19 protein-coding genes are annotated in these 22,099 nt (G+C 50.4%); 13 read left to right on the top strand and 6 right to left on the bottom strand.

Annotated features, from left to right (window positions below; all coding sequences use genetic code 11):
• Nucleotides 1-113: 113 nt before the first annotated feature.
• The 10 genes from H6G89_RS06285 (at nt 114) to H6G89_RS06240 (ending at nt 9,733) form a co-directional block, all read left to right on the top strand.
• A complete protein-coding gene (locus tag H6G89_RS06285; RefSeq protein WP_190504459.1) occupies nt 114-764 on the top strand; it encodes a DUF3386 domain-containing protein in 651 nt (216 codons plus the stop codon).
• A 70-nt stretch (nt 765-834) separates the two neighbouring features.
• Nucleotides 835-1,074, top strand: coding sequence for a NifU family protein (locus H6G89_RS06280; RefSeq protein ID WP_190504458.1), 240 nt, complete (start codon nt 835-837; stop codon nt 1,072-1,074).
• A 154-nt stretch (nt 1,075-1,228) separates the two neighbouring features.
• Nucleotides 1,229-3,463, top strand: coding sequence for a glycoside hydrolase (locus H6G89_RS06275; protein ID WP_190504457.1), 2,235 nt, complete (start codon nt 1,229-1,231; stop codon nt 3,461-3,463).
• Between the two features lie 130 nt (nt 3,464-3,593).
• Complete coding sequence (locus tag H6G89_RS06270; protein WP_190504456.1) at nt 3,594-3,758, top strand: hypothetical protein; 165 nt, start codon at nt 3,594-3,596, stop codon at nt 3,756-3,758.
• Nucleotides 3,759-4,136: 378 nt separating this feature from the next.
• Nucleotides 4,137-5,417 carry a serine--tRNA ligase gene (serS, locus tag H6G89_RS06265; RefSeq protein WP_190504455.1) on the top strand — a complete coding sequence of 427 codons (1,281 nt, stop codon included), beginning with the start codon at nt 4,137-4,139 and terminating at the stop codon, nt 5,415-5,417.
• Between the two features lie 96 nt (nt 5,418-5,513).
• On the top strand, nt 5,514-6,872 hold the full coding sequence (locus H6G89_RS06260; protein WP_190504454.1) for a M23 family metallopeptidase: 1,359 nt from the start codon (nt 5,514-5,516) through the stop codon (nt 6,870-6,872).
• Between the two features lie 155 nt (nt 6,873-7,027).
• Nucleotides 7,028-8,119 (top strand): RIP metalloprotease RseP, encoded by a 1,092-nt coding sequence (rseP, locus tag H6G89_RS06255; RefSeq protein ID WP_190504453.1) that lies wholly within the window; start codon nt 7,028-7,030, stop codon nt 8,117-8,119.
• A 23-nt stretch (nt 8,120-8,142) separates the two neighbouring features.
• Nucleotides 8,143-8,832, top strand: coding sequence for an endonuclease III (gene nth / locus H6G89_RS06250; protein WP_441339442.1), 690 nt, complete (start codon nt 8,143-8,145; stop codon nt 8,830-8,832).
• 87 nt (nt 8,833-8,919) lie between these two features.
• Nucleotides 8,920-9,222: a 30S ribosomal protein S14 gene (gene rpsN, locus H6G89_RS06245; protein ID WP_190504451.1), complete on the top strand. Its 303-nt coding sequence runs from the start codon at nt 8,920-8,922 to the stop codon at nt 9,220-9,222.
• Nucleotides 9,223-9,349: 127 nt separating this feature from the next.
• Nucleotides 9,350-9,733 (top strand): hypothetical protein, encoded by a 384-nt coding sequence (locus tag H6G89_RS06240; RefSeq protein WP_190504450.1) that lies wholly within the window; start codon nt 9,350-9,352, stop codon nt 9,731-9,733.
• A gap of 368 nt (nt 9,734-10,101) precedes the next feature.
• Here the strand turns inward: H6G89_RS06240 and H6G89_RS06235 are convergent, their stop codons facing one another.
• Nucleotides 10,102-11,106 (bottom strand): Gfo/Idh/MocA family protein, encoded by a 1,005-nt coding sequence (locus H6G89_RS06235; RefSeq protein ID WP_190504449.1) that lies wholly within the window; start codon nt 11,104-11,106, stop codon nt 10,102-10,104.
• Between the two features lie 639 nt (nt 11,107-11,745).
• On the opposite strand from H6G89_RS06235, the gene H6G89_RS06230 reads away from it, so the two are divergent.
• The gene (locus H6G89_RS06230; RefSeq protein ID WP_190504448.1) at nt 11,746-12,045 is read left to right on the top strand and encodes a ferredoxin; all 300 of its coding nucleotides are present in this window, start codon (nt 11,746-11,748) and stop codon (nt 12,043-12,045) included.
• Between the two features lie 299 nt (nt 12,046-12,344).
• On the opposite strand, the gene H6G89_RS06225 is transcribed toward H6G89_RS06230, so the two are convergent.
• From H6G89_RS06225 to H6G89_RS06210, 4 genes are all read right to left on the bottom strand, one after another.
• Nucleotides 12,345-14,222 (bottom strand): SpoIID/LytB domain-containing protein, encoded by a 1,878-nt coding sequence (locus H6G89_RS06225; protein WP_190504447.1) that lies wholly within the window; start codon nt 14,220-14,222, stop codon nt 12,345-12,347.
• 199 nt (nt 14,223-14,421) lie between these two features.
• Entirely contained in the window at nt 14,422-15,876 is a 1,455-nt protein-coding gene (locus H6G89_RS06220) for a GTP-binding protein (RefSeq protein WP_309229653.1), read from the bottom strand.
• Nucleotides 15,877-15,947: 71 nt separating this feature from the next.
• A complete protein-coding gene (gene rpsU / locus H6G89_RS06215; protein ID WP_190504446.1) occupies nt 15,948-16,127 on the bottom strand; it encodes a 30S ribosomal protein S21 in 180 nt (59 codons plus the stop codon).
• A 255-nt stretch (nt 16,128-16,382) separates the two neighbouring features.
• Nucleotides 16,383-17,657 (bottom strand): hypothetical protein, encoded by a 1,275-nt coding sequence (locus tag H6G89_RS06210; protein ID WP_339384562.1) that lies wholly within the window; start codon nt 17,655-17,657, stop codon nt 16,383-16,385.
• A 441-nt stretch (nt 17,658-18,098) separates the two neighbouring features.
• Here H6G89_RS06210 and H6G89_RS06205 point away from each other — a divergent pair, with 441 nt between their 5' ends.
• Nucleotides 18,099-19,466: a UDP-N-acetylmuramoyl-tripeptide--D-alanyl-D-alanine ligase gene (locus H6G89_RS06205; protein ID WP_190504445.1), complete on the top strand. Its 1,368-nt coding sequence runs from the start codon at nt 18,099-18,101 to the stop codon at nt 19,464-19,466.
• A 102-nt stretch (nt 19,467-19,568) separates the two neighbouring features.
• The gene (locus H6G89_RS06200) at nt 19,569-20,180 is read left to right on the top strand and encodes a hypothetical protein (protein ID WP_190504444.1); all 612 of its coding nucleotides are present in this window, start codon (nt 19,569-19,571) and stop codon (nt 20,178-20,180) included.
• A gap of 169 nt (nt 20,181-20,349) precedes the next feature.
• Here the strand turns inward: H6G89_RS06200 and mutL are convergent, their stop codons facing one another.
• Nucleotides 20,350-22,095 (bottom strand): DNA mismatch repair endonuclease MutL, encoded by a 1,746-nt coding sequence (mutL, locus tag H6G89_RS06195; RefSeq protein WP_190504443.1) that lies wholly within the window; start codon nt 22,093-22,095, stop codon nt 20,350-20,352.
• Between the last annotated feature and the right edge of the window lie 4 nt (nt 22,096-22,099).

Below are 22,099 nucleotides of genomic sequence, written 5' to 3'. Positions count from 1 at the left end.
CATCCTTAAGCCTTTATCCTTCAACTTTTTCTCTCTTCTTTCTTCTTTTTTCTCTCTTCTGCCATTCCCCCGCCATCTCACTAAACTAGAAGTTGAATATAAGAGGACAATCCATGACTGAACAATTAGAAGCCCGCGAACTGTTTCGGGCAGCTTATGAAAATCGCTACACCTGGGACAAAAACTTTCCAGGTTACACTGCCGATGTAACGGTACGCCAGGGCAATGAAACTCATACAGCAAAAGTTCGAGTCACTGAAAACCTCAGTGCCGAAGTCTCTGAGATTGATGACGAGCAGGTGAAGCAATCGATTTTAGAACAGGTGCGAGAGATTGCCATTCACCGCATTCGCAGAAGCTTTGAAGAGACTCACGGCAAAAATACGTTTACCTATGGTGAGACTGATGAGACGGGCGCGGTAGAAATCCTCATGGGGGGCAAAGCCGAGGGCGATCGCTACAAGGTTCGCAATAACGAAGTTTGCCTGGTTCACCGCCACATCCACGGCATCGTCGTCACAATTAATACTTTCGGCACTCACCACACCAGTGAAGGCTACCTGTCACATCGCTATCACTCGGTCTATCACGATGTCAAAACGGGTGAACTCAAAGGCGAGAGTGAGTTTGAAGATAATTACGAACAGGTTGATAACTACTACATCCTGACGCAACGGGTGATTCAGGCGATCGAAGGGGATAAGCAAATCACCACCGAATTCACGTTTTCTAATGTCACCCTGCTGCAACCTGCTGTAGTTTAGGTATTTGTCTCTAATTACTTTTGGTAAACCGTTACAATGTAAGGTATCGCGATCGATCGCAAGGTGAATTATGCAAACGATGGAACTTACAACTGACAACGTTGAAAAGGTGCTAGACGAGTTGCGCCCCTACCTCATGTCAGATGGTGGCAACGTAGAACTCGTAGAGTTGGATGGTCCGATTGTCAAACTACGGCTACAAGGGGCTTGTGGTTCCTGCCCCAGTTCAGCTATGACACTAAAAATGGGAATTGAGCGCAAGCTGCGCGAAACGATTCCTGAAATTGCTGAAGTTGAGCAAGTTTTTTAAGCAAGCTCTGCTGACACACATTTTGCCTTTACACTGTTAGTGGATTTGAACAGGGAACCCTTTTCAGGTTTCCCTGTTTATTTTTAAGGCTGGTTAAGTTTTGCTTGCTTAACCGCCCGTTTGGGCAAATTCAACAGGTTGCTTCCTCAACGTTATGTCCCATCCCCTTTACGTTGCGTTTATTTGGCACCAGCACCAACCGCTCTATTTAAGCCGCACTGCCCGTCAATATCGCCTTCCCTGGGTGCGCCTGCATGGCACAAAAGATTATCTAGATTTGGTGCTGTTGTTAGAGCAATATCCCAAGTTGCACCAGACCGTAAACCTGGTGCCCTCGCTGATTCTCCAAATTGAGGATTATGTCGCTGGAACGGCGATCGACCCTTATCTTTCAGTCGCTTTAACCGCTACAGAGCACCTGACCCTGGAGCAAAAAGAATTTGCAGTTCAACATTTCTTCGATGGCAATCATCGCACGCTGGTTGATCCCCATCCTCGCTACGCCGAGTTGTATTATCAACGCCAGGACAAGGGACAACAGTGGTGCTTAACCCACTGGACAGATCAAGACTACAGTGATCTGCTGGCATGGCATAACCTGTCGTGGATCGATCCCCTATTTTGGGATGATCCAGAGATTGCTCAATGGCTTAAGCAAGATCGGGGCTTTACCCTGAGCGATCGCCAACGGATTTTTTCTAAGCAACGCGAGATCCTTGGTCGTATTATTCCGCAACACCGCAAAATGCAGGATGCAGGCCAACTGGAGGTGACAACTACCCCTTACACCCACCCGATTTTGCCCCTACTGGCTGACACCAATGCGGGTCGAGTGGCAGTACCCCAGATGGCTCTACCTCAAGCGCGTTTTATGTGGGCAGAAGACATTCCTCGCCACTTGAAAAAAGCCAAGCAGATGTATCAGGAGCGGTTTGGACGGGAGCCACGTGGCTTATGGCCCTCAGAGCAATCCGTGAGTCCGACGATCTTGCCGTATGTCGCTGAACAGGGCTTTAACTGGCTGTGCTCCGACGAAGCGGTTTTGGGTTGGACGATTAAACACTTCTTTCATCGGGATGGGCAAGGTAACGTGTTAGAGCCAGAGTTGCTCTATCGCCCCTATCGACTCGAAACACCCCACGGGGATCTGGCGATCGTCTTCCGTGATCACCGTTTGTCAGATTTGATCGGGTTTACCTATGGTGCGATGGAGCCAGCCAAGGCGGCTCAAGATCTGATTGGGCACTTAGAGGCGATCGCCCACACCCTTAAGTCCCACCAAACCGAGGAAACCACCGCTTTAGAACAACCCTGGCTCGTGACGATCGCTCTGGATGGCGAAAACTGCTGGGAATACTATTCCCTCGACGGTAAGCCCTTCTTAGAAAATCTCTATGAGCGGTTCAGCGCACATCCCGACATTCGCTTAGTAACCGTCTCAGAATTCGTTGAGCAGTTCCCACCAACGGCTACGCTACCTGCCAATCAGTTGCACAGTGGCTCCTGGGTGGATGGCAGTTTCACTACGTGGATTGGCGACCCCGCCAAAAACCGCGCCTGGGATCTGCTCACCCAAGCCCGTCAGGTTCTGGCAAATCATCCCGAAGCAACCGAGGAAAACAACCCTGAAGCCTGGGAGGCGTTGTATGCCGCTGAAGGCTCGGACTGGTTCTGGTGGTTTGGTGAGGGGCACTCCTCCAACCAGGATGCCATGTTTGATCAACTGTTTCGGGAACACCTCACCGCACTCTATGTAGCGTTGAATGAACCTGTCCCGGCAGATGTGCGTCGTCCTGTTGAGGAGCACGCGGAACGCGGAGATCATCAGCCGCAGAGCTTTATCCATCCGGTGATTGATGGTCGTGGTGATGAGCAAGATTGGGACAAAGCCGGACGCATTGAAATCGGTGGCGCACGCGGAACGATGCACCAGAGCAGCGTGATTCAACGCATCTGGTATGGTGTCGATCACTTGAATCTGTATCTGCGCGTAGACTTCAAAGCGGGATCACGACCGGGAATCGACTTTCCACCAGAACTGCACCTGTTGTGGTTCTATCCCGATCGCACCATGCACAACAGCCCTGCCCCGATCGCCGATCTGCCTGACGAAGCCCCCATGAACTATCTATTCCATCATCATCTGGGGATCAATCTGTTGAATCAGGATGTGTGGTTCCAGGAAGCAGGAGAACACTTCCAATGGAAGACCCTGGTGCACAAAGCTCAGGTGTGCTTTGAGTTGTGTCTGGAGGTGGCGATTCCCTGGGCCGATCTCTACGGCATTGGTCCTGATTGGTCGTTGCGTTTGGTCGTAATGTTAGCGGAGGAGGGACGCTTTGTGGGTCACATCCCTGAAAATGCGCTGATTCCCGTCAACGTTCCTTAGTCAGTGATAAGCGTCACCACCATTCTCGACAGAGAACACGAGGAGTAGCTGGGAATACCAATCGTCAACCTTGGGGTAATAGGTATGCAACTTAAACAGTTGTGACCTCATAAGCCCAAAGGTTACTCCCATGAAATCTATCAACCACAGCGATCGCCCCTCCCACACTTTGATGCAGAACCCGGTCGTTGAGCGCATTGCCTATCCCCTCAACACGCAACCCAACCGCACTGGATTGACCGCAAAATGGGAAATCATTGACAACAAGCTCGTCTGCAAATGGCATTTGGTGTAAGAACAAAGTATGAGGGCTAAAGGTTATAAGGATAAAGGCCGAACAAAATATAGCCGTAGTCACCCCAGTTAAGACAAGGCACTCAACAGGACAGACGCGATTAATCGCGTCTCTCGCAGCAGGACTCCAATGCATGTCCTAATGGTTTTGGCGATCGCTATAGATAGCTTGTTAACGCTTCGTTCAAGCTCTAATCCACTGTCTCTTTTCTCTGATCCTTCATCCTTTAGCCTTTGCGTTTTTCTTTCTTCTCTCTTTCCTCTTCTTTCTTATCCTTTATCCTTTAGACTTTATCCTTTCCTCGTCACCTCCTCCCCGCAAGATGTTATCTTGATCAGTTGGCAGAATAGATGGTAACTGAGCAACTGAGGACGTGTTGTGCTTGATCTCAAACTGATCCGCGAAAACCCAGAGCAGGTTCAAGAACGGTTGAATTTGCGAGGGGGTGGGTATGATTTGAAGCCGATTTTAGATCTGGATCAACAACAGCGATCGCTGGAGGTAGAGCGATCGCAATTGCAAGCCCGCAGCAACGAGATCGGCAAGCTGGTGGGGCAAAAGATGAAATCAGGCGCAAATCCTCAAGATCCTGAGATTCAGGCACTGCGGGATGAGGGCAACCAGATCAAAGCAACATTGAGTGAGTTAGAGCCTCAAGAGAAGGAATTGAAGGCACAAATTGAGGCGATGTTGCTGACGATTCCCAACCTCCCCAGCGAGTCTACACCCATCGGCAAGAGCGAAGACGAGAACGTCGAGGTGAGACGCTGGGGCGACGAATATATCCCTCAAAACCCAGACATTCTGCCCCATTGGGAGATTGGCGAAAAGCTCGGCATCCTTAACTTTGAGCGATCGGTTAAAGTTGCTCAGAGCCGCTTTGTCACATTGATCGGAGCAGGTGCAGCGTTAGAGCGGGCATTAATTCAATTCATGCTCGATCAACACACTCAAGCGGGTTACACCGAAGTCTTGCCACCGATTCTGGTTAACACCGCATCTCTCACAGCCTCAGGTCAGTTACCCAAATTTGCTGAGGAGAGCTTTCAGTGCAAAAACGATGACCTGTGGTTGACTCCCACCGCTGAAGTCCCCATCAACAGTTTTCATCGGGATGAAATCCTTGCGGCTGAAGAGCTACCCCTCTACTACTGCGCCTATACACCCTGTTTTCGACGCGAGGCAGGCAGTTATGGGCGAGACACTCGCGGCTTGATCCGTCTGCATCAATTCAACAAAGTCGAGATGTTTAAGTTTGTCCATCCCGACACCTCAATGGCAGAACTAGAAACCTTGACCCAAAGTGCGGAAGGCATTTTGCAAGCACTCCAGTTGCCCTATCGTGTGATTGAGTTGTGTACGGGCGATTTGGGTTTCTCTGCCACCAAGACCTATGACCTGGAGGTGTGGTTGCCCTCCGCCGGAAAGTATCGCGAGATCTCCAGTTGCTCCAACTGCCTCGACTTTCAAGCCCGACGGGGTAACACTCGCTTCAAAGAAGCAGGTAAAAAGGGCACTCAACTGGTGCATACGTTAAATGGATCTGGTCTGGCGATCGGGCGGACGATGTCAGCCATTTTGGAGAACTATCAGCAACCCGATGGCACCGTCCGGATTCCCACGGTGCTACAACCCTATCTCAAACGCGACGTGCTGTAGCCTTTCCCACAACTCTATCCGGATGGGGATGCATGGCATTCGTAATGTGTCGGAGACACCCTGTTTGCTGATTTCCCACATAAGCTCCGACCTCCTATGAAGCGTGCGCTCAAGCCTGCCGGACAGCTTTTAATGACAGCTGCCCTGAGTTCGATTGCTCTCGACTATCTCGCCCCGATGGCGATCGCCAATCCTGAATCTGCTCCTTCCAATCCCGCAGAGGCTCCCGATGCCGCTCCTGAGGCAGACATAACACCCGTTCCTGCGCAATCCGGTGTTGCGGCTCCAGAAGCGATCGCCACTCAAGAGTTCTCTCAACCCAATCCTTCCGTTGAGCAACCTTCGACTCCCATCCCGGCAGCGGAAGAGCAACCATCCCCCACAGAGACGGCTGACCTAGATGCAGCAGTGAACCCCTCTCAAACTCCCTCGGTTGAAACGGCAATTCCTGAAAGCCCGGTTGAAACCTCTCCGGTCCCTGAGAATCCAACAGCGCAACGGTTAAGTGTCAGTGAGCGGCTTGCTCGCCTGGTTGAACAAGACCGACCAGAGCGGGAAGCTCGTCTGCGGGAAAACCTGACTAAATCTGCCCTGTACTATGCTCACGTTGGCGACTTTGCCCAAGCCCGTCGAACTGCCCAAAATCCCGCCCTGCCTGCGGAATCTCAAGCGGCACTTCTGACCGAAATTGATGCCATAGAGGCAGACGTTTTGGCAGCACCTCCTTCCGAAACTGCTGGAATTTCGGATGGTTCTGCTGTTTCCGCTGAGCCTCCCCTCAATATTCAAGATCAAATTCCAGCAGAATATTTACGGCAACTCGGATCAACCCGTCCACAGGTTTGTAAGACTGCCGAAGTTGACCAGATCGCAACACCAACCCTAAACCTGAGAGGGCAGTATCCCGACATGCTGTATAGCCTGGTGGAACGGGCTCAGCAATATCGAGTGCAGCGAAACATCAGCAAATGTAAGGCTGTGACTCCAGTTATGACCAATATCAGCTATCAGCCCCTACTGATGCAGGCCTTTCAAACGATGACCTATCCCCTGGCAATCGTGGCTGAAATTACTTCCCGGTTTGGTTGGCGCATTCACCCGATCACTGGCGATCGCCGCTTTCATCATGGCGTTGATTTTGGCGCACCCTATGGCACTCCCGTTTTAGCCGCCCTGTCAGGTCAAGTTGTCACCGCCGAGTTTATGGACGGTTATGGCTTAACGGTTGTCCTGGAACACAGCGATCCCAGCCAACGCACACTCTATGCTCACCTCTCCAATATCGCTGTAGAACCCGGCACCAACATTCAGCAAGGTCAGGTTATTGGTTGGGTCGGTAGCACGGGCAACTCTACCGGACCTCACCTGCACTTTGAAATTCATACTCCCACCCAAACGGGATGGGTGGCGATCGATCCCATGATTCCCCAGGATGCAGTCATTGCAAATCGATAATCAGGTTGAAAGGTAGAGAGTTGAAGGGGTAGAGTTGTAGCTCACCATGTCTTTGCCCCCACCCGTTGCAACAAAACCTTCCCTATTGTTCAGGCTGTCTGGAGAAAATGCACCTTAGAATAGTAGGAACATAAATTGAGCAATGTTCCGGGCTTATGACTTTAGCGGCGACCTTAGCAACAATCGCAGCTCTCGCTATTTTGATTGTGGTACACGAGATGGGGCACTTTTTTGCAGCCCGTCTTCAAGGAATTCATGTGAATCGGTTCTCTATTGGGTTTGGTCCTACCCTGTGGAAATATCAGGGTCCGCAAACCGAATACGCATTGAGAGCAATCCCACTGGGTGGTTTTGTTGGATTTCCAGACGATGACCCCGATAGTGAAATTCCTCCAAACGATCCCAATTTGTTAAAAAATCGACCTGTCCTCGATCGGGCGATCGTCATTAGCGCGGGTGTGATTGCTAATTTGGTGTTCGCTTACTTAGTCTATGTCGCTCAATTTACAGCGGTTGGCGTGCCCAATGGGGTTAACTATCAACCTGGAGTACTGATTCCAGAGGTCATTTCGCAAGAGTCGCCAGCGGCTCAAGCCGGAATTCGCGTCGGAGACATCATTTTGGCAGTGGATGGGCAATCCCTGGGAGCCTCTGAAGGGGCAGTGACGACGCTGATGGACACGATCAAGAGCAGCCCCAACGAACCGATTGATTTGACAGTGCAACGGGGCGATCGCCAACTGGATCTCATCGTTACCCCAATCCCTGATGCCAGTGGCACCCCCCGCATCGGCGTTCAACTGCAACCCAATGGCAAACTCCAGTTCCGTCGCCCCAACGGGATTTTTGAAGTCTTCGGATTAGCGGCTGACATGTTCCAAAACATGTTCACCCGGACGGTACAGGGCTTTGTCATGCTAATCACCAACTTCTCACAGGTGGCAGGTCAAGTCGCAGGTCCCGTCAAAATTGTGGAACAGGGCGCAGGGTTAGTCACCTCCGACCCCTTCAGCCTCTTCCCCTATACCGCCATCATTAGCATCAACCTCGCTATCATTAACATTTTGCCTTTGCCTGCTCTCGATGGTGGGCAACTGCTGTTCCTGTTAATTGAGGCGTTGCGCGGCAAACCCCTGCCCGATCGCCTGCAAGAAAATGTCATGCAAACGGGCTTAGTATTGCTCTTAGGCTTGGGAATCTTCCTGATCGTTCGTGATACCGCTCAACTCGAAATCTTCCACCGCTAAATCTCTGGCTTAAAACTGTGGGTATTTCTCGAAAGCTAGCTGCCAAAAAACATCGCGCACTGGAGATTCTGGTGCGGCTCAAGCGGCTCTATCCCGATGCCACCTGTTCCCTCAATTACGAAACTCCAGTGCAACTGCTGGTGGCAACCATTCTCTCGGCTCAATGCACCGATGAGCGCGTCAATATGGTAACCCCAGAGCTATTCCGGCGGTTCCCTGATGCCGCTGCACTCGCCAGTGCAGAGCTATCGGAAATCGAAACTCTGGTGCGATCGACGGGTTTCTACCGAAATAAAGCCAAAAATATCCAGGCTGCCTGTCGCATGATTGTGACAGAGTACGGCGGGGAAGTGCCCAAACTCATGGAGGAGTTGTTGAAACTGCCCGGAGTCGCCCGTAAAACTGCCAATGTTGTGTTGGCACATGCCTACGGCATTAACGCCGGAGTTACCGTTGATACTCACGTCAAGCGGTTGAGCAACCGTCTGGGTCTAACTGAGCACGATGATCCGGTGCGCATTGAACGAGACTTGATCGAGCTTTTGCCTCAGCCCGATTGGGAAAACTGGTCAATTCGCCTGATCTATCATGGTCGGGCCGTGTGCATGGCGCGTAACCCTGCCTGTGAGCGGTGTTTACTGGCAGATTTGTGTCCCTCAGTGAATATGGCAAAGGTGACACCTCCACCAACCCCGGTCGTGACATTGCCCTAGCCTGTGACCGTTGCTTTGGTCATTGGCTCAAAAGTTAGTTACTATAGAGAATGCTGTCTTGATTTTTTCCGGAGTTATCCCAGGTTCATGGCAAAGAAGAGCATGATTGAGCGCGAGAAGAAGCGCGAACGATTAATGGAGAAGTATTCTGCAAAACGAGCAGAGTTAAAAGAGCAATTTGCAAGCGCGACTTCTCAGCAAGAAAAGCTTGAAATTCATCGGCAAATTCAACAGCTACCTCGTAACAGTGCTCGCACTCGTCACCGCAATCGTTGCTGGTTGACAGGTCGCCCCAGAGGGGTTTACCGCGATTTCGGGCTATCTCGTCACGTTATCCGTGAAATGGCTCACCAGGGGTTGTTACCGGGTGTTGTTAAGTCAAGCTGGTAAGTGTCAATTGACAAGTGTCATTAATGCTGGTTGATCCGGCGATGGGTCAAGGCCGATTGGCGATCGCCCCAGAAGAAAAACTGTTTCGCATTGCCAATCCGTAAAGTTATCTTGATGCAGTCTTAGCTTGAAGTTACCTCAGCATCCACTCCAGTTTGGAGATACTTTTTCAAGCCCCGGTGGACATTTCACTTATCGAGTGATTGGTCCCTGTTGTCGCTTATTTGATCGAGAAGAATTGCCCTGGCCCTGTTGCCGATTAGAGTGGCGTGGCAAAGAACCAAGTTGGCGGCGAATTGGTAAACGATTCGTCGTCGATTTGTCGTCTAAAAATTCTCCATCCTATTCCGTCCAGATTCTGGAGCAACACCACCCTGGGGAACCGCTTGTCATGACGCTCTACTGGGTAAAATTGCCCCTATCGCTTAAGGAATGGTGGTATTCCCGTCGCGTCAACGAACCCTCTGACACAGCGTTGGATCACGCTAACTCAAACGTTAGCTTAACTTGAGTTTGGGATCGGGATCTTGGCGGTTAAAACCGCAGCTACAAGAGCAAAACCGACCTGCGTCGGTTCGGCATACCTTGATTGTCCGTAGTTCGCGCAGGTGGACTTGGCTCCCATAACCGCGAATTCATTCGCCAGGTATTTATATAGCTGTCTAGACAGTTAATACTTAATACAAGGAGTCTGGGGCTGCACCCTCAGCCAGGGGTTCCACCCCTGCACCCCGTCCTAACCAATCCCTTGGTTGCTATAGCTTTGGTTAAGAAGCTTAAGGCAGAGGCAATGGGTCAAACCCTGATGCTGGGGAGCTTCCTGACTCACCTCCGCCCCACCGAATGTGGCTACGACTACAGCAACTGTCAAGACAGTCGCTATACCTTCACCGTTTCTCCGGTTTCTGCTGATTGTCGGGCTGCATCAGCAACTCGCAATGCATACAAACTATCGCTGGGTGAGACATAGAGGGGGGTGCCTTTTTCTAGATGATCCAACACCGTAAGTGTGTCTCTAGCAAATAAGCCGCGTCGGCTCCCGACTTCTAACGATTGTGTTTCATCGCCCAAAATCAAGGTTCCCTCTTCTCCATCCATCAGAATCGCTCCCTTCTCACCCTGAATGATGAGGCTGCGATCGCCCTGCCATAGTGCTTCTCCCTTCCCGTAAATCACTTCAGCAATGAGTCCACTGGCAAAGCGTAGTTGAGCCGTACACAAACACGAGGTGTAAGCATCTGAAGCCTCATCTGGTTTCCAGTAACGTGACTGACAACTCACGGTCACGACCTGTCCAAATAGATTAGTCAGACGGTGAATACGGGAGACAGCCCCAACTAATGGAAAGCCAAATAACTCTGCTTGATAAGTCCACTTCTGCGGTGCAGGGCGTTGTGGATTGATATTGCTCGATCGCACATAAAAAGGTGTACCAATGCTGAGCAGGTGATCGACGATCGCCTGGTGAATGCCGCTCAAGAGTTCAATATGTTCGACATGCAAAAAGCAATTGTTCTCGTTTGCCAGAACCAGCAATTCCTCTGCCTCTGCCAGATCTAACGCCAAAGGATATTCAATCACCACATGTTTTTTAGCGGTTAGGGCGGCTCGTGCGATCGCACCGTGATCGCGGTTGATCGTGGAGATAAACACCAGGTCGATATCCGAGTCGCGCACCAACGCCTCCCATGAGTCAAACGCTTGAATGTCATGGGTTTTGCCAAATTCAGCAGCACGAGTGCGACTGTGACCTGCTACAGCAATCAGGTGCGATCGCGCATCAGTTTTTAACGTCTCGACTCTTGTTTTGGCGGCGTACCCTGTGCCCACCAACCCCACTCGTAGGGGAAATACAACATTGTAAGCAGTCGCTTGATTGGGCATAGTGTCTTAAAAGGATAAAAAGATGAAAAGATGAGGTGTATAGCTCCTGTGAATTCTGTTCAGTTCTACATCAAACTGCGACATAAGTCACCGTTGAAACTACTAACAATCCAGCATGACACTGAATAAAATTCATCGGTTCCTGTCGGGAATGGCGTTTGCAGTAGTGACCTGTTCTCGCGATCGCTAACCATCTGGTGAGTTTGATCCCTCAATTTGAATCAAGTATTCTCTGCTTTTATCTCTTACCTAAGAAGTAAAGGAAAGCATTACGGTTATAGAGTGTTTATTGTTCTTTATTTGAAAGATAAACAAGGCTGATTTGTCAAATGCCATCTATTAATAAATCTGTTCAAAATCCTTCACTATCAACTCATTCCGTCCTTCATTGTCTCAGCCTAAGATGTATCAATCAGCAACCCTTAACCTTCACTTATAAGTAATTCAGGATTAAGTCTAAACATCACATTACGAATCCCATTCAAGGATTCTTCGATTAAATGTCACATCCTTTTAGGTTTTCCCGTAGTATCAGAGAAGAGCAGATTAAACGGATGAGCGTTCACTGCAATAGTGTTGTGATAGTTACTGTTTAATGAAGCTCAGACTGCCGTTTCAACTATTGAGAGGATTTGCTACATGGCTACTTTTAAGGTCACGTTGATCAACGAGGCCGAAGGGCTGAATACTACCATCGACGTTCCAGACGACGAGTACATTCTCGATGCTGCTGAAGAGCAGGGAATTGACCTCCCCTACTCCTGTCGTGCTGGTGCTTGCTCGACCTGTGCTGGCAAAATCAAGGAAGGCACCGTTGATCAATCTGATCAATCCTTCCTCGATGATGACCAAATCGAAGCTGGATATGTTCTGACCTGTGTGGCATACCCCACTTCCGATTGCACCATCATCACCCACCAGGAAGAGGAACTCTACTAAGTTTAAGTTTGTCTGGCATCCCCATTTTGGGTTTGCCTTATATAAGAAGGTGAGGCAGGACGCGATCGTGTTCCTGCCTTGTTGTTTTTTAATTTGTTAGCTGTCATCAGTCACCATTGACCATTAACCACTAGCCATTGACCATTGACCATTGACTACTAGCCATTGACCATTGACTACTAGCCATTGACCATTGACCATTGACCACTAGCCATTGACCACTAGCCATTGACCATTAACCACTAGCCATTGACCATTGACCACTAGCCATTGACCATTGACGCTAACTCTTCACCTTCTTATTCTTCGACTTCTGGCTCGCGCCAATAAACGGTGTCTGCATTCAGAGGTTGTACCTGAGTTCCTGGGTAATAGAAGCTGAGGATACGAGCAGCCGACCATCTGAGATCGCCCAGGTTATAGGCTCCCGTTTGGCTCATGCCCACACCATGCCCTAAACCACCCCCAACAAAGACATAGCCCTTTAATCGCTGTGATGGGTTGATTTGAGCCGTTTGAGCAGGGGGAATGTCTGTCTTAGGAGCCGTACCAACTTCAGGTTTCGGGGATGCCGCGATCGCCTGTGGGGGTTGCGCTTCAGGCAGAGTTACCGTTTCATACACTGGCTCAATGTAGAAAAGGGTGCTGTTAGGGGCATAGAGAGCCCGCATAATCTCGTCTTTTTGCAGTTCGATCAGCCCTCGATCCGTCTGGACTGCCATTTTAAGCACTCGTCCTGCCGCAGATCGCTCTACGACCTCCAGACTTTCGATGCGGGTGAAGTTAGCCAACGGATTTTGCCGATTCCGCAGATATTCACGCAGGTCAGTTTCGATTTCAATCAGGTTACTCTCGACCTGCCACCGGAACATATCCCAGCCATTTTCGTTAAACCCGTCTTTGCGGTTAATGAAAGCCCGAAAATTCTGTTCGTTGGACAGGGGCAATTGCTGTAAATTCCAAACGTTCTGCACGGAGTCAACCACTGCCCTTAGATAAGGGCGATTGGGACCATTCCACACATCGCTGAAGGGGGCTGTCACTCCACCTGTTGTCGAAGAATAGAGGGCATCAACTAGTTCATTCTCATAGGTCAACACCAACCCACGAGTCGCAGCGATCGCCCGATCACTCTCGGCGGCGGCTCCCGTCAAGCCTCGATAAACCTGGCATTGAGTGTCAGCACAGAGTTGATAGTTGTCGATAGCAAAGCGACGCAGGTTTCTCAGCGCATATGTCCGTGCCAGAATTGCTTGTGCCTCGATCGTCGTTGAGGGAGCACCCAGTCCGATTTCATGGGGAACGACTCCGCGCAGGTACGTTTCAATCGGGACTCGATTCACCAGCGTATACGTCCCATAGGCGTTGGGCTGGAGGTGCAATCTGCCACCATACAAGCGGCGATCGCGGTTGGTATTGCTTTCGCCGACATAGACTCGACTGTTTGCTGTCGCAATTTGCAAATTGTCACGTTGATAGCGATAACCATTGACCGTAAATGTCGCTTTAGGGACTCGTTGTTGAACCTGGCTATCGATAAACGCATTTTGAGAGGCATTGTCTGACCCCTGTGCTCGCAGGTTTTGCAGCAACAACCGTCGCAACAATGGGCTGTGATAGGTATCCCGTTTTGCCCATACCTGCCACTGTCGGGGTTGGGCAATTTCCACTTCAATCCCTTGTGCGCGCCACTGATTGGCACTATCTTCGGCACTCTCAAAGCTGCGATGGGTGCTTAACACCACCCGTTCCACGGCTTGAGGTTGGGGCAGGGGTTGCATCGTCACTTCCAGTTTGACTGTCCCTGTCGTTGTGACCGTTTGGGTCTGCTCTCCGGTTTTGAATTGCAACGTCAAGCGATCGCCACCCAAGGGTTGCAATGTCAACTGATCATCGGCTTCGTCGCCAAATCGCTGCACGATACCGACATCAATGACAGGCTCAGGCGCACTTTGGGCGATCGCCCGTTCAGCCACACCGACGACACAGGCGGCAAGGGTAACCCCCGTCCACTGGGCAACTCGTCGCCAGGAACCTGTGGCATTCAAGGAGGTTGGGTTGTTGAGGTTATCAACCTTGACGTTTCCTCGTCTAGTAAAGGCTGCGAGCCAAGCGTCAATCTTGACGAGGTTGACGAGTTTGCTAGAATTACGAAGTTTTGAGTCTTTAGTCACCATGCTGCTTCAGCGATGAGGGGCATGAAAGCGTTAGAACCTACGATAACAACTTCAGGTGATTTCTGTCGTGGGCACGATGTGCGATCGCGCGAATTGGTTTAAGCGACCCCTCATCAGCATACCGTTGTCACTCAAAAATCGATCATTGAGGGTTACATTGATAACTATTTCAAATAAATTTCTCAAGAGCAGGACTGTTTTAGCCATCCTCACGCAATCGGCTACCCATGTCCAGTTTGGCTCTCAGTTCATCTTTAATACGATTGAGAATTGAGGCTTCGTCCAAGGAAGTCAAAATGCGATGAATCACTGCCTTGGGTCCATCGGGTCCCCAAGACGCTCCATTCACCAAATATTCTTTTGTGATTTGCCCAATCGCGTAGGAAGACACCCCTGCCACGCCTGCCTGCGTTAATGCCACCGTTATGTAAGGAGCCAGGGTAATCCCCCCTGTAGCCGGAGTTGACAGTCCCAACACCGTTTTGAGCGAACTTAATCCCAAATTGGTAATCAACTCCGTTGCTGTAATGCCACCCATACTTAACGCGATTTTTTGCAACAGGGACAATGCCCCCTGCTGAGTCATAGCAATGCCATAAAGCCTGGATAACGTGAGAATCAAAGCAATATCGATCACAGCACCACTGACCAGATCAACAACAGTAATCGGGTTCAGGGCGATCGCCACTGCCTTCGTCATGACCCCATTCCAGATCACCTGATTGGCTGACCGCTCGCGAATCTCTCGTTTACGCTGCATCACTTGCTCATTCACATCATCCGCGTAGAGCATCGTGTTAAGTGCTACAAGCGATTTGCCCTCTCGATGCAGGATATTTAGAATCTTGAGCTTTAACTCATCAACCTGAGGCGCACCCTGACTCAATTGGGCAATCATCTTACCGTCAGGGCGACGCACCGCCTGTGCTACCAGGGGAGAAGCTGCCGCCATGACAATTTCATCCGGGGAGAGCAACTCTCGCACCCGCTCATCGCGAATCTTGTGGTAGATCGCCAGGCGATCGGCATTGGGATATTGGTCAATCTTATTAAAGACCAGCAGGATCGGCTTACTAAATCGTCTGAGTTCTGATAGAGCATCGAACTCAACCTTCGTCATATCACCAGCAATGACAAACAGAATCAAATCTGCTTGTTTTGCCAATTGGCGTGCCAGTCGTTCACGGGCTTCCCCATCCACCTCATCAATGCCAGGGGTATCAATTAGCTCAATGTGCGATCGCCCCAGCCCATGCAACGACACCCGCAGGAGGTCATGATCGCTGCCTGCAATCGGTTCTCGCTTCAGGCTCCAGTCTGCCCGCTGAATGGTTTGAGTGACACCATGAGTGGGTCCCGTCTCAAACACCGCCTGCCCTAACAGCGCGTTTAGAAGGGATGACTTGCCTCGACCAACCATGCCAAAGACGGCAATTTGAACAATCTGCTGTTCTAATCGCTCTAGCATGGACTGCAAACTGTAAATTTCTGGCTCCAAACCTGCCCGCTCTCTGGGGGTCAGGTTTAACTTTGCGACAAGCTGCTGTAAAGCCTCTTGCGCCTGTTGATAATGCAGCTCTGACTGAATCTCATGGAAGCTATGGACGGTTTCTTCCAGTTCTCTGTCTAGATCAGGTTGCTCTGAATAGGTCACACGTTCGGGGAAAGATAAGATCACGAGGGAGGCATATGGATCATCAATCAGCTCCCTCGCGGATGAATTTCTTAGCGGAAGCGACGCTTACGGCGTGCCATGACTGCCTTACGCTTGCGCTTTTCTAGGGGAGTCTCAAAATGGCGATGGCTTTTTACATCTGCCAAGATGCCTGCCTTAGAAACTTGACGCTTAAATCGTCGTAGAGCGGACTCAATTCCTTCGTTTTCACCTAAGACCACTTGGGTCATGCGTTCTTCTCCTTTACTAGTACGGATGTCAATTAAACAACAAACACTCGATCTTTATATTAATCAACAACAAACCACTCTATCCATACCTGTTGACTTAGAATTGTCCAACTTTCTTGTGAGGTGTTGGAGGCTGTAAAAAACGGAAGCATCAGGCAATGAGATTCTACCCTTTTGCCATTCATTCGCTATCAGTGACTCTCAACCAGAGATTAACTACAACTAACGATTAATCTCAGCGAACCAGTGATGAAATTATCGAATGAAAGACAAATCGATCGCCCCAAAATGAGTACTCAGGGCTACGTTGACATTTTCTAAAAGGCTAATCAGCCACTGTACTGCATCACGGTTGTAAGATTCGTAATGCCCAAACAGGATAGACAATCGCCGCTCTAAGCAGGGCTTAACCTTGCGGCAAATAAGAATAATCTTAAGCAAAATACTGGTCGTCAGGATGGGACCAAGATTGGTAATCAGATCAATGAAAACGAAATGATTAGGACGATTGGGGGTGTCAGCCACCAGGAAATTGAGCAGTTGGCTGCATGTCCGAACCATCAAGAAATCATTCAGTTTTTTTGAATTGCTTTCAGGAAAGATCGCTTGTAACTGATTGTAGAGCTGATTGTTGAACTGGCGTTTGCCATATTCAGGATCAACAGCGGCTGTGATGTATTGATACAGGTCGTCCTTAAAGGTTTTATAGGAAACCGCCTGACCACTGTGGGCTAAGAAGCTGTGAGCAACATCCTTGTGACTTCTGCCGTTATGCACTTTGCCAACGTAATGCTTGATGGCTCTACCGAGTTCCTGATCACCTAGCAGAGTTGGATTTGCGATGGGTTGGATGATGCGAGGCGTTGGGGCAGAAGGTCTGGCAGCCAGTTGTGCCCGACGAACCTGATAGGTGATGTATTGAGACAGATCGATTTCAAACTGGCGTTGAATATTGGCTTGAATCTGGCGGATCGTTTGCTGATGCTCCTGAGAGCTGTCATCACTGATCAGACAGTGCTCATAGAGATAAGGGTAGCGGCGAATTAACGTTCCTAACGGACGATTACCAGCATTGGCTTCCGCCGCTTCATTTAAGACTTGAGCCAACCGATACAGCGTCAAATATTGCTCTGTTTCGGTGAAAAGCTTGACCAACTCGCGCAACCGACGAACCGTACGGGAGCGGTGAACGCTAACCGAAGAGGTGGGCGTGGCTTCAAACAGGTTGATTAGCTCAGGGATCGCCATTTGAGATTGCGATCGCGCCTGCCAACGGTTGATGAGAATGTGGCAACAGCGGTTTAGAACGTAGCGGAATTCTTCAGCAGCAAGCTTGGAGGAAACAACTTTGTCGAGAGCGGCGACAATTTCCGAATCGGGATATCGAGCACCGTCAATAAATAAGGCATGGAACCGATCGACCAATTCACCTGGAGACTCAATGTCTACCCAATAGAGGAAATGGTCATAAAGCCTCTGCTCATCAGCACTGATTTGTCTGTTACCTCGACTTGTCCAGCTAGTCACCACAAACAGGCGCTCCTCTGACTATTTCAAAGGTCACTCTACTATGCCAAATTTAGCTACCGCCAAGACCTGGTTAGAAGAGTCACTACACGAGCCATCCAACTTCAGTTAGGTCGGATGGATTGGTTATTTAATCGCGCTAATGTCTCTACTTCATAACGTATTTGATGGTACTTAAATTTAGTTAATGGATACTGTGATTCAAGTCACCATACGTATGAAGCTTTGATGAAGAAAAAGAGTAGCTGCACTCAAAATAGGTCATTCAAATCAGGTCGTTTTACTGATAGTTTCTCAGTAGATTTACTATCACTATATGTGATTTAAATTAGGGCAATACGATACTGTGCGTACTCTTGTTCTAAAGTTCATCTTCTTGATTTAAAGGCATCGAAGAACGAATACCAAGGGTATGATTACCTAATCAATTCATGATTCGATTACATGACCTGTCACGTTTCCCCGGCTCAACTGGTTGAGATTCTCCAAGCCACACCCCTGAATTATTTATCGCGTGATCAAATGACGATTGCAGCCCGGATCACCACGGATAGCCGAGCGTTGCAAGCGGGGGAAGTGTTTCTGGCATTGCGGGGTGAAACCTTTGATGGGCATACCTTTGTGCAACAGGCAATTGAACAAGGAGCGATCACTGCGGTTGTCGATCACGTCGTCTCTGGTGCAGAAGCCCTACCGCTACTGGTTGTAAAAGATACTCTGGTAGCGTATCAGGCGATCGCCCACTGGTGGCGCAACCGCTTTACAATTCCTTTAATTGCGGTCACAGGGTCAGTCGGCAAAACCACCACTAAAGAGCTGATTGCAGCGGTTTTAGCCACTCAAGGCACCGTCTTTAAAACGTACGGAAACTTTAACAATGAGATTGGGGTACCCAAAACGCTACTCGACCTGAGCGAGAATCACGACTATGCCGTGATTGAGATGGGAATGCGAGGGCTGGGGGAAATCGCGTTGTTGAGCCAGATTGCGCGTCCTGACATCGCTGTCATTACCAACGTAGGGACAGCCCATATTGGTCGGTTGGGATCAGAGCAGGCGATCGCTACCGCTAAATGTGAGCTTTTAGCCGAGATGCCAGTGACCGGAGTTGCCGTGTTGAACCATGACAATGCTCGCTTAACGGCAACAGCAGCACAGGTATGGCAGGGTAAAACTCTGACCTATGGACTGGAAGGGGGAGACATTCACGGACAATTGCTCGATCCTCAAACCCTCGTTGTGGAAGGGATGACCTTTCCATTGCCTTTACCGGGACGCCACAATGCTTTGAATTATCTAGCAGCGTTAACGGTTGCCAACGTCTTGGGTATCGATTGGTCGCCTTTAATGAAAGGGGTCACCGTGGAATTACCGAAAGGACGAGCCCGCCGATACGACTTGCCGCAAGATGTCGTGCTTCTCGATGAAACGTATAACGCTGGCCTGGAATCCATGCTGGCATCGTTGCACCTGCTATCCCAAACATCAGGTCGCCGACGGATTGCCGTGTTGGGGACGATGAAAGAACTGGGGGAGCGATCGCCCGAATTTCATCATCAGGTAGGGGTAGCCGTGCGTGACCTGAATCTTGATCATCTGCTGATTTTGGCGGATGAGGAGGAGAGTCAAGCCATGGCAAAGGGTGCCAATCCGACCCCTACAGAGCAATTGTCAAGTCACGATGAAGTTGTGGAAAGATTACTGAGTTTGATCAAACCGGGCGATCGCGTCTTGTTAAAAGCTTCACGGGCAGTTGGGTTGGATCAGGTGGTTGATCGCGTTCGGGAAACGTGGATACAACAATCCAGTTAATGCAGAGGAGAGCGACATCAAAAACCATAACTTTTTTCTACAGGCTGGGGTTAGATCAGTTAGGCTTGAGCGACCTTCTACATCCACCTTAAGGAAGAAGATATGGATACTCCTCAAGTTCCTCAACCGCAAAAATCCCTCAACGTCTTCAAGTGGATTGGAATTGGTTGCGGTGGCTTATTTCTCCTATTCATTCTTGGAAGCATTGGCTTAGCCTTCTTTGTCCAGCGATTTCTCAATATGTCTGCTGACCCACAACAGGCAGAGCAAACGGCTCAGAGCATCATGGGTTACGACATTCCAGGCGGATCTGAAGGGTTTATGTCCATGGAATTTAGCGGTATGACCTTTGTTGGTGTGGGCAGTGCGAGCAATCCTGGGGAGGTGACGCTGATGTTGGGTAAAGTGCCCAGCAACGCAAATGAGTTTCAGGACTCATTCCAAAGCTCGTTTAGAGAGAGCTTTGAGAACCAAAGTGGTCAAAATATTAGCATTCTGGCTAGCCGCACCGAAACCAAGCAGTTGTGTGGACAAGCGGTGACGGTGACAGTAGTTGAGGGAGAGCAGAGCACGATGACTAGCACTATCCCGACTCTGACCTATCAAACGGCTATACAACACAATCAAAACCTACTGTTTGTCACGCTTACGACATCTGGGGATGAAGCACAGGCGATCGCGGAGCAGGTGTTTGGTTCGTTGTCCTGTAAATAAACTTGAGTTCGAGATAAGAATCTTGGCGGTTGAAACCGCCGCTATGGGAGCAAAACCGACCTGCGTCGGTTTGGCAAACTCTTGACTTTCTGTAGTCCGTGACGGCGGACTTGGTTCTGATAACCACCAATTGATTCGTTAGGGGCTTAACCCGAACCGACGTAAGCGGCTAGATGCCATGGCTTTTGCCAATGACCCAATGTCGCCGAAAGAAGCGGGAAAGGCTCGATTCCTCAAGTTGCAGACAAATCGGACGGCCATGGGGACAGGTGCGGGGCATCTGGGTTTGTTGCCACTGGTCGAGTAGGGTTTGCATCTCTGTCAGGGTCAGCGGTGTGCCATTGCGAATGGCAGTGCGGCAGGCAGTAGCAACGAGGGCCGTATCGAGGTTACCGCCCAGACTCAGTTCGAGCAGGGCATCAGCACAATCAGGGCGTTGGGCTAGCGGTTCTGGAGCGGTGCGGACTGCCCACAGGTCATTGCCAAAGCAATCCACGCTTAACTCTAACCGTTGAAGTTGTTCGATTTGAGCGGGTGAGAGTTGCGGAAGAATAATGGGTGGATCGAGCGGAACGAGGGTCCAGCGATCGCGCAATTGTTCATAGAGCACCCGTTCATGGGCGATGTGTTGCTCCACTAACCAGACGCCGTTGGGGTGCTCCGCCAGGATATACATATTGTGAACCTGGGCGATCGCTCGAAGAGCACTGGGCGATTGTGGTGGGTGGTTTACCGGATCGTCCTCCACCGCTTCAGGTGTAAGCGATTGCAGGGAGCGGCTGTGATGGTAGGCTCCCTGCGCTTCTGCCACTTTGAGCAATTGCCCCAACCGTTGAGCGTGGGTCGCTTCAGGTAAGCTGCCGTTGAGTTGCATCGTCTGGGCGATCGCCTCTCTGACCCGCTCCTGCCAGTGTTCCACCGCTTGCAAATAGATTTCTGTCTTGGCGGGATGACGATTCCAATCGATCTGGTCAGGCGGAATTTGTAGGTGCAGAAAACAAATTGGGTGGCGATCGCGCGGCAGCGTACGGCGAAAAGCCCCTAGAATTGCCTGCTCCAGTTCAGGAGTTTTGACCACTCGCCCATTGATGGCAACTTTAACCCAGTCAGGACGATGGCGATGGCAGCGATCGGGCAGTCCGATGAGCAGGTAGAGGGAGGAGGGAGGGGAGACACTATTCATCGCGTCTGTTGGGTTAAGTGCCTCTGTTGAGGGGATCAGCTCCGGTAGGGGAATCAGGAGTTCCTGGAGGTCGGGGGGCTGGAGATCGCGGAGGAGTTGGGGCAGGATTTGCTGGGGAGAAGGGCTTGCCCAGATAGAGAACCAGGGGCGATCGTCCTGCTCCACCTGCCAGGTAATGTGGGGATGGCACAGTGCCATGTGTTGAATGACGGCCTGGACTGCCCGTAGTTGTTGTGTGGCGTTGGGAAGATTTTCTCGACGGGGGAGCCAGTTCCCAAACAGGTCAGCCGCCGTGACGACTGTACCAGGGGCGATCGCCACGACATCTACAGTCAACGGGTCACCCTGCGCATCATAGACGACCCGCCACCCCTCAGGCGACTGCATAGAGCGACTACAAATCTCGAGCTGAGCCAGTTGAGCCAGACTATGCAACGCTTCTCCACGAAAACCGAGGCTGTTAATCTGCCACAGGTCATCGCTGTTGTGGATCTTGCTGGTGCTGTGGGGGGTGGCTGCCTGCTTTAAATCATCCAGGCTGATGCCACTGCCGTTGTCTGCCACTCGCACCCGCCATTGGGGCAACCACAGAGCAACGTGAATCCGGGTTGCCCCTGCATCGATCGCATTTTCGGCTAATTCGCGTACGACAGCGGCAAGCGAGTCAATCACTTCTCCCGCCGCCATGAGGTGAACTACCTCAGTGGGTAGGGTTTGAATTCTGGAGGTCATGAGA

It is taken from the genome of Oscillatoria sp. FACHB-1407 (assembly GCF_014697545.1).
Lineage (GTDB): Bacteria > Cyanobacteriota > Cyanobacteriia > Elainellales > Elainellaceae > FACHB-1407.
Note: the sequence above shows the minus strand (reverse complement) of the source record. Positions and strands in the feature narration are given on the sequence as shown.

Bases quoted from the DNA above. Each gene is read 5' to 3' on its own strand.
- H6G89_RS06285 (WP_190504459.1), top strand. From the start codon at position 114: ATGACTGAACAATTAGAAGCCCGCGAACTGTTTCGGGCAGCTTATGAA.
- H6G89_RS06280 (WP_190504458.1), top strand. From the start codon at position 835: ATGCAAACGATGGAACTTACAACTGACAACGTTGAAAAGGTGCTAGAC.
- H6G89_RS06275 (WP_190504457.1), top strand. From the start codon at position 1,229: ATGTCCCATCCCCTTTACGTTGCGTTTATTTGGCACCAGCACCAACCG.
- H6G89_RS06270 (WP_190504456.1), top strand. From the start codon at position 3,594: ATGAAATCTATCAACCACAGCGATCGCCCCTCCCACACTTTGATGCAG.
- H6G89_RS06260 (WP_190504454.1), top strand. From the start codon at position 5,514: ATGAAGCGTGCGCTCAAGCCTGCCGGACAGCTTTTAATGACAGCTGCC.
- rseP (WP_190504453.1), top strand. From the start codon at position 7,028: ATGACTTTAGCGGCGACCTTAGCAACAATCGCAGCTCTCGCTATTTTG.
- rpsN (WP_190504451.1), top strand. From the start codon at position 8,920: ATGGCAAAGAAGAGCATGATTGAGCGCGAGAAGAAGCGCGAACGATTA.
- H6G89_RS06235 (WP_190504449.1), bottom strand. From the start codon at position 11,106: ATGCCCAATCAAGCGACTGCTTACAATGTTGTATTTCCCCTACGAGTG.
- H6G89_RS06230 (WP_190504448.1), top strand. From the start codon at position 11,746: ATGGCTACTTTTAAGGTCACGTTGATCAACGAGGCCGAAGGGCTGAAT.
- H6G89_RS06225 (WP_190504447.1), bottom strand. From the start codon at position 14,222: ATGGTGACTAAAGACTCAAAACTTCGTAATTCTAGCAAACTCGTCAAC.
- rpsU (WP_190504446.1), bottom strand. From the start codon at position 16,127: ATGACCCAAGTGGTCTTAGGTGAAAACGAAGGAATTGAGTCCGCTCTA.
- H6G89_RS06205 (WP_190504445.1), top strand. From the start codon at position 18,099: ATGACCTGTCACGTTTCCCCGGCTCAACTGGTTGAGATTCTCCAAGCC.
- H6G89_RS06200 (WP_190504444.1), top strand. From the start codon at position 19,569: ATGGATACTCCTCAAGTTCCTCAACCGCAAAAATCCCTCAACGTCTTC.
- mutL (WP_190504443.1), bottom strand. From the start codon at position 22,095: ATGACCTCCAGAATTCAAACCCTACCCACTGAGGTAGTTCACCTCATG.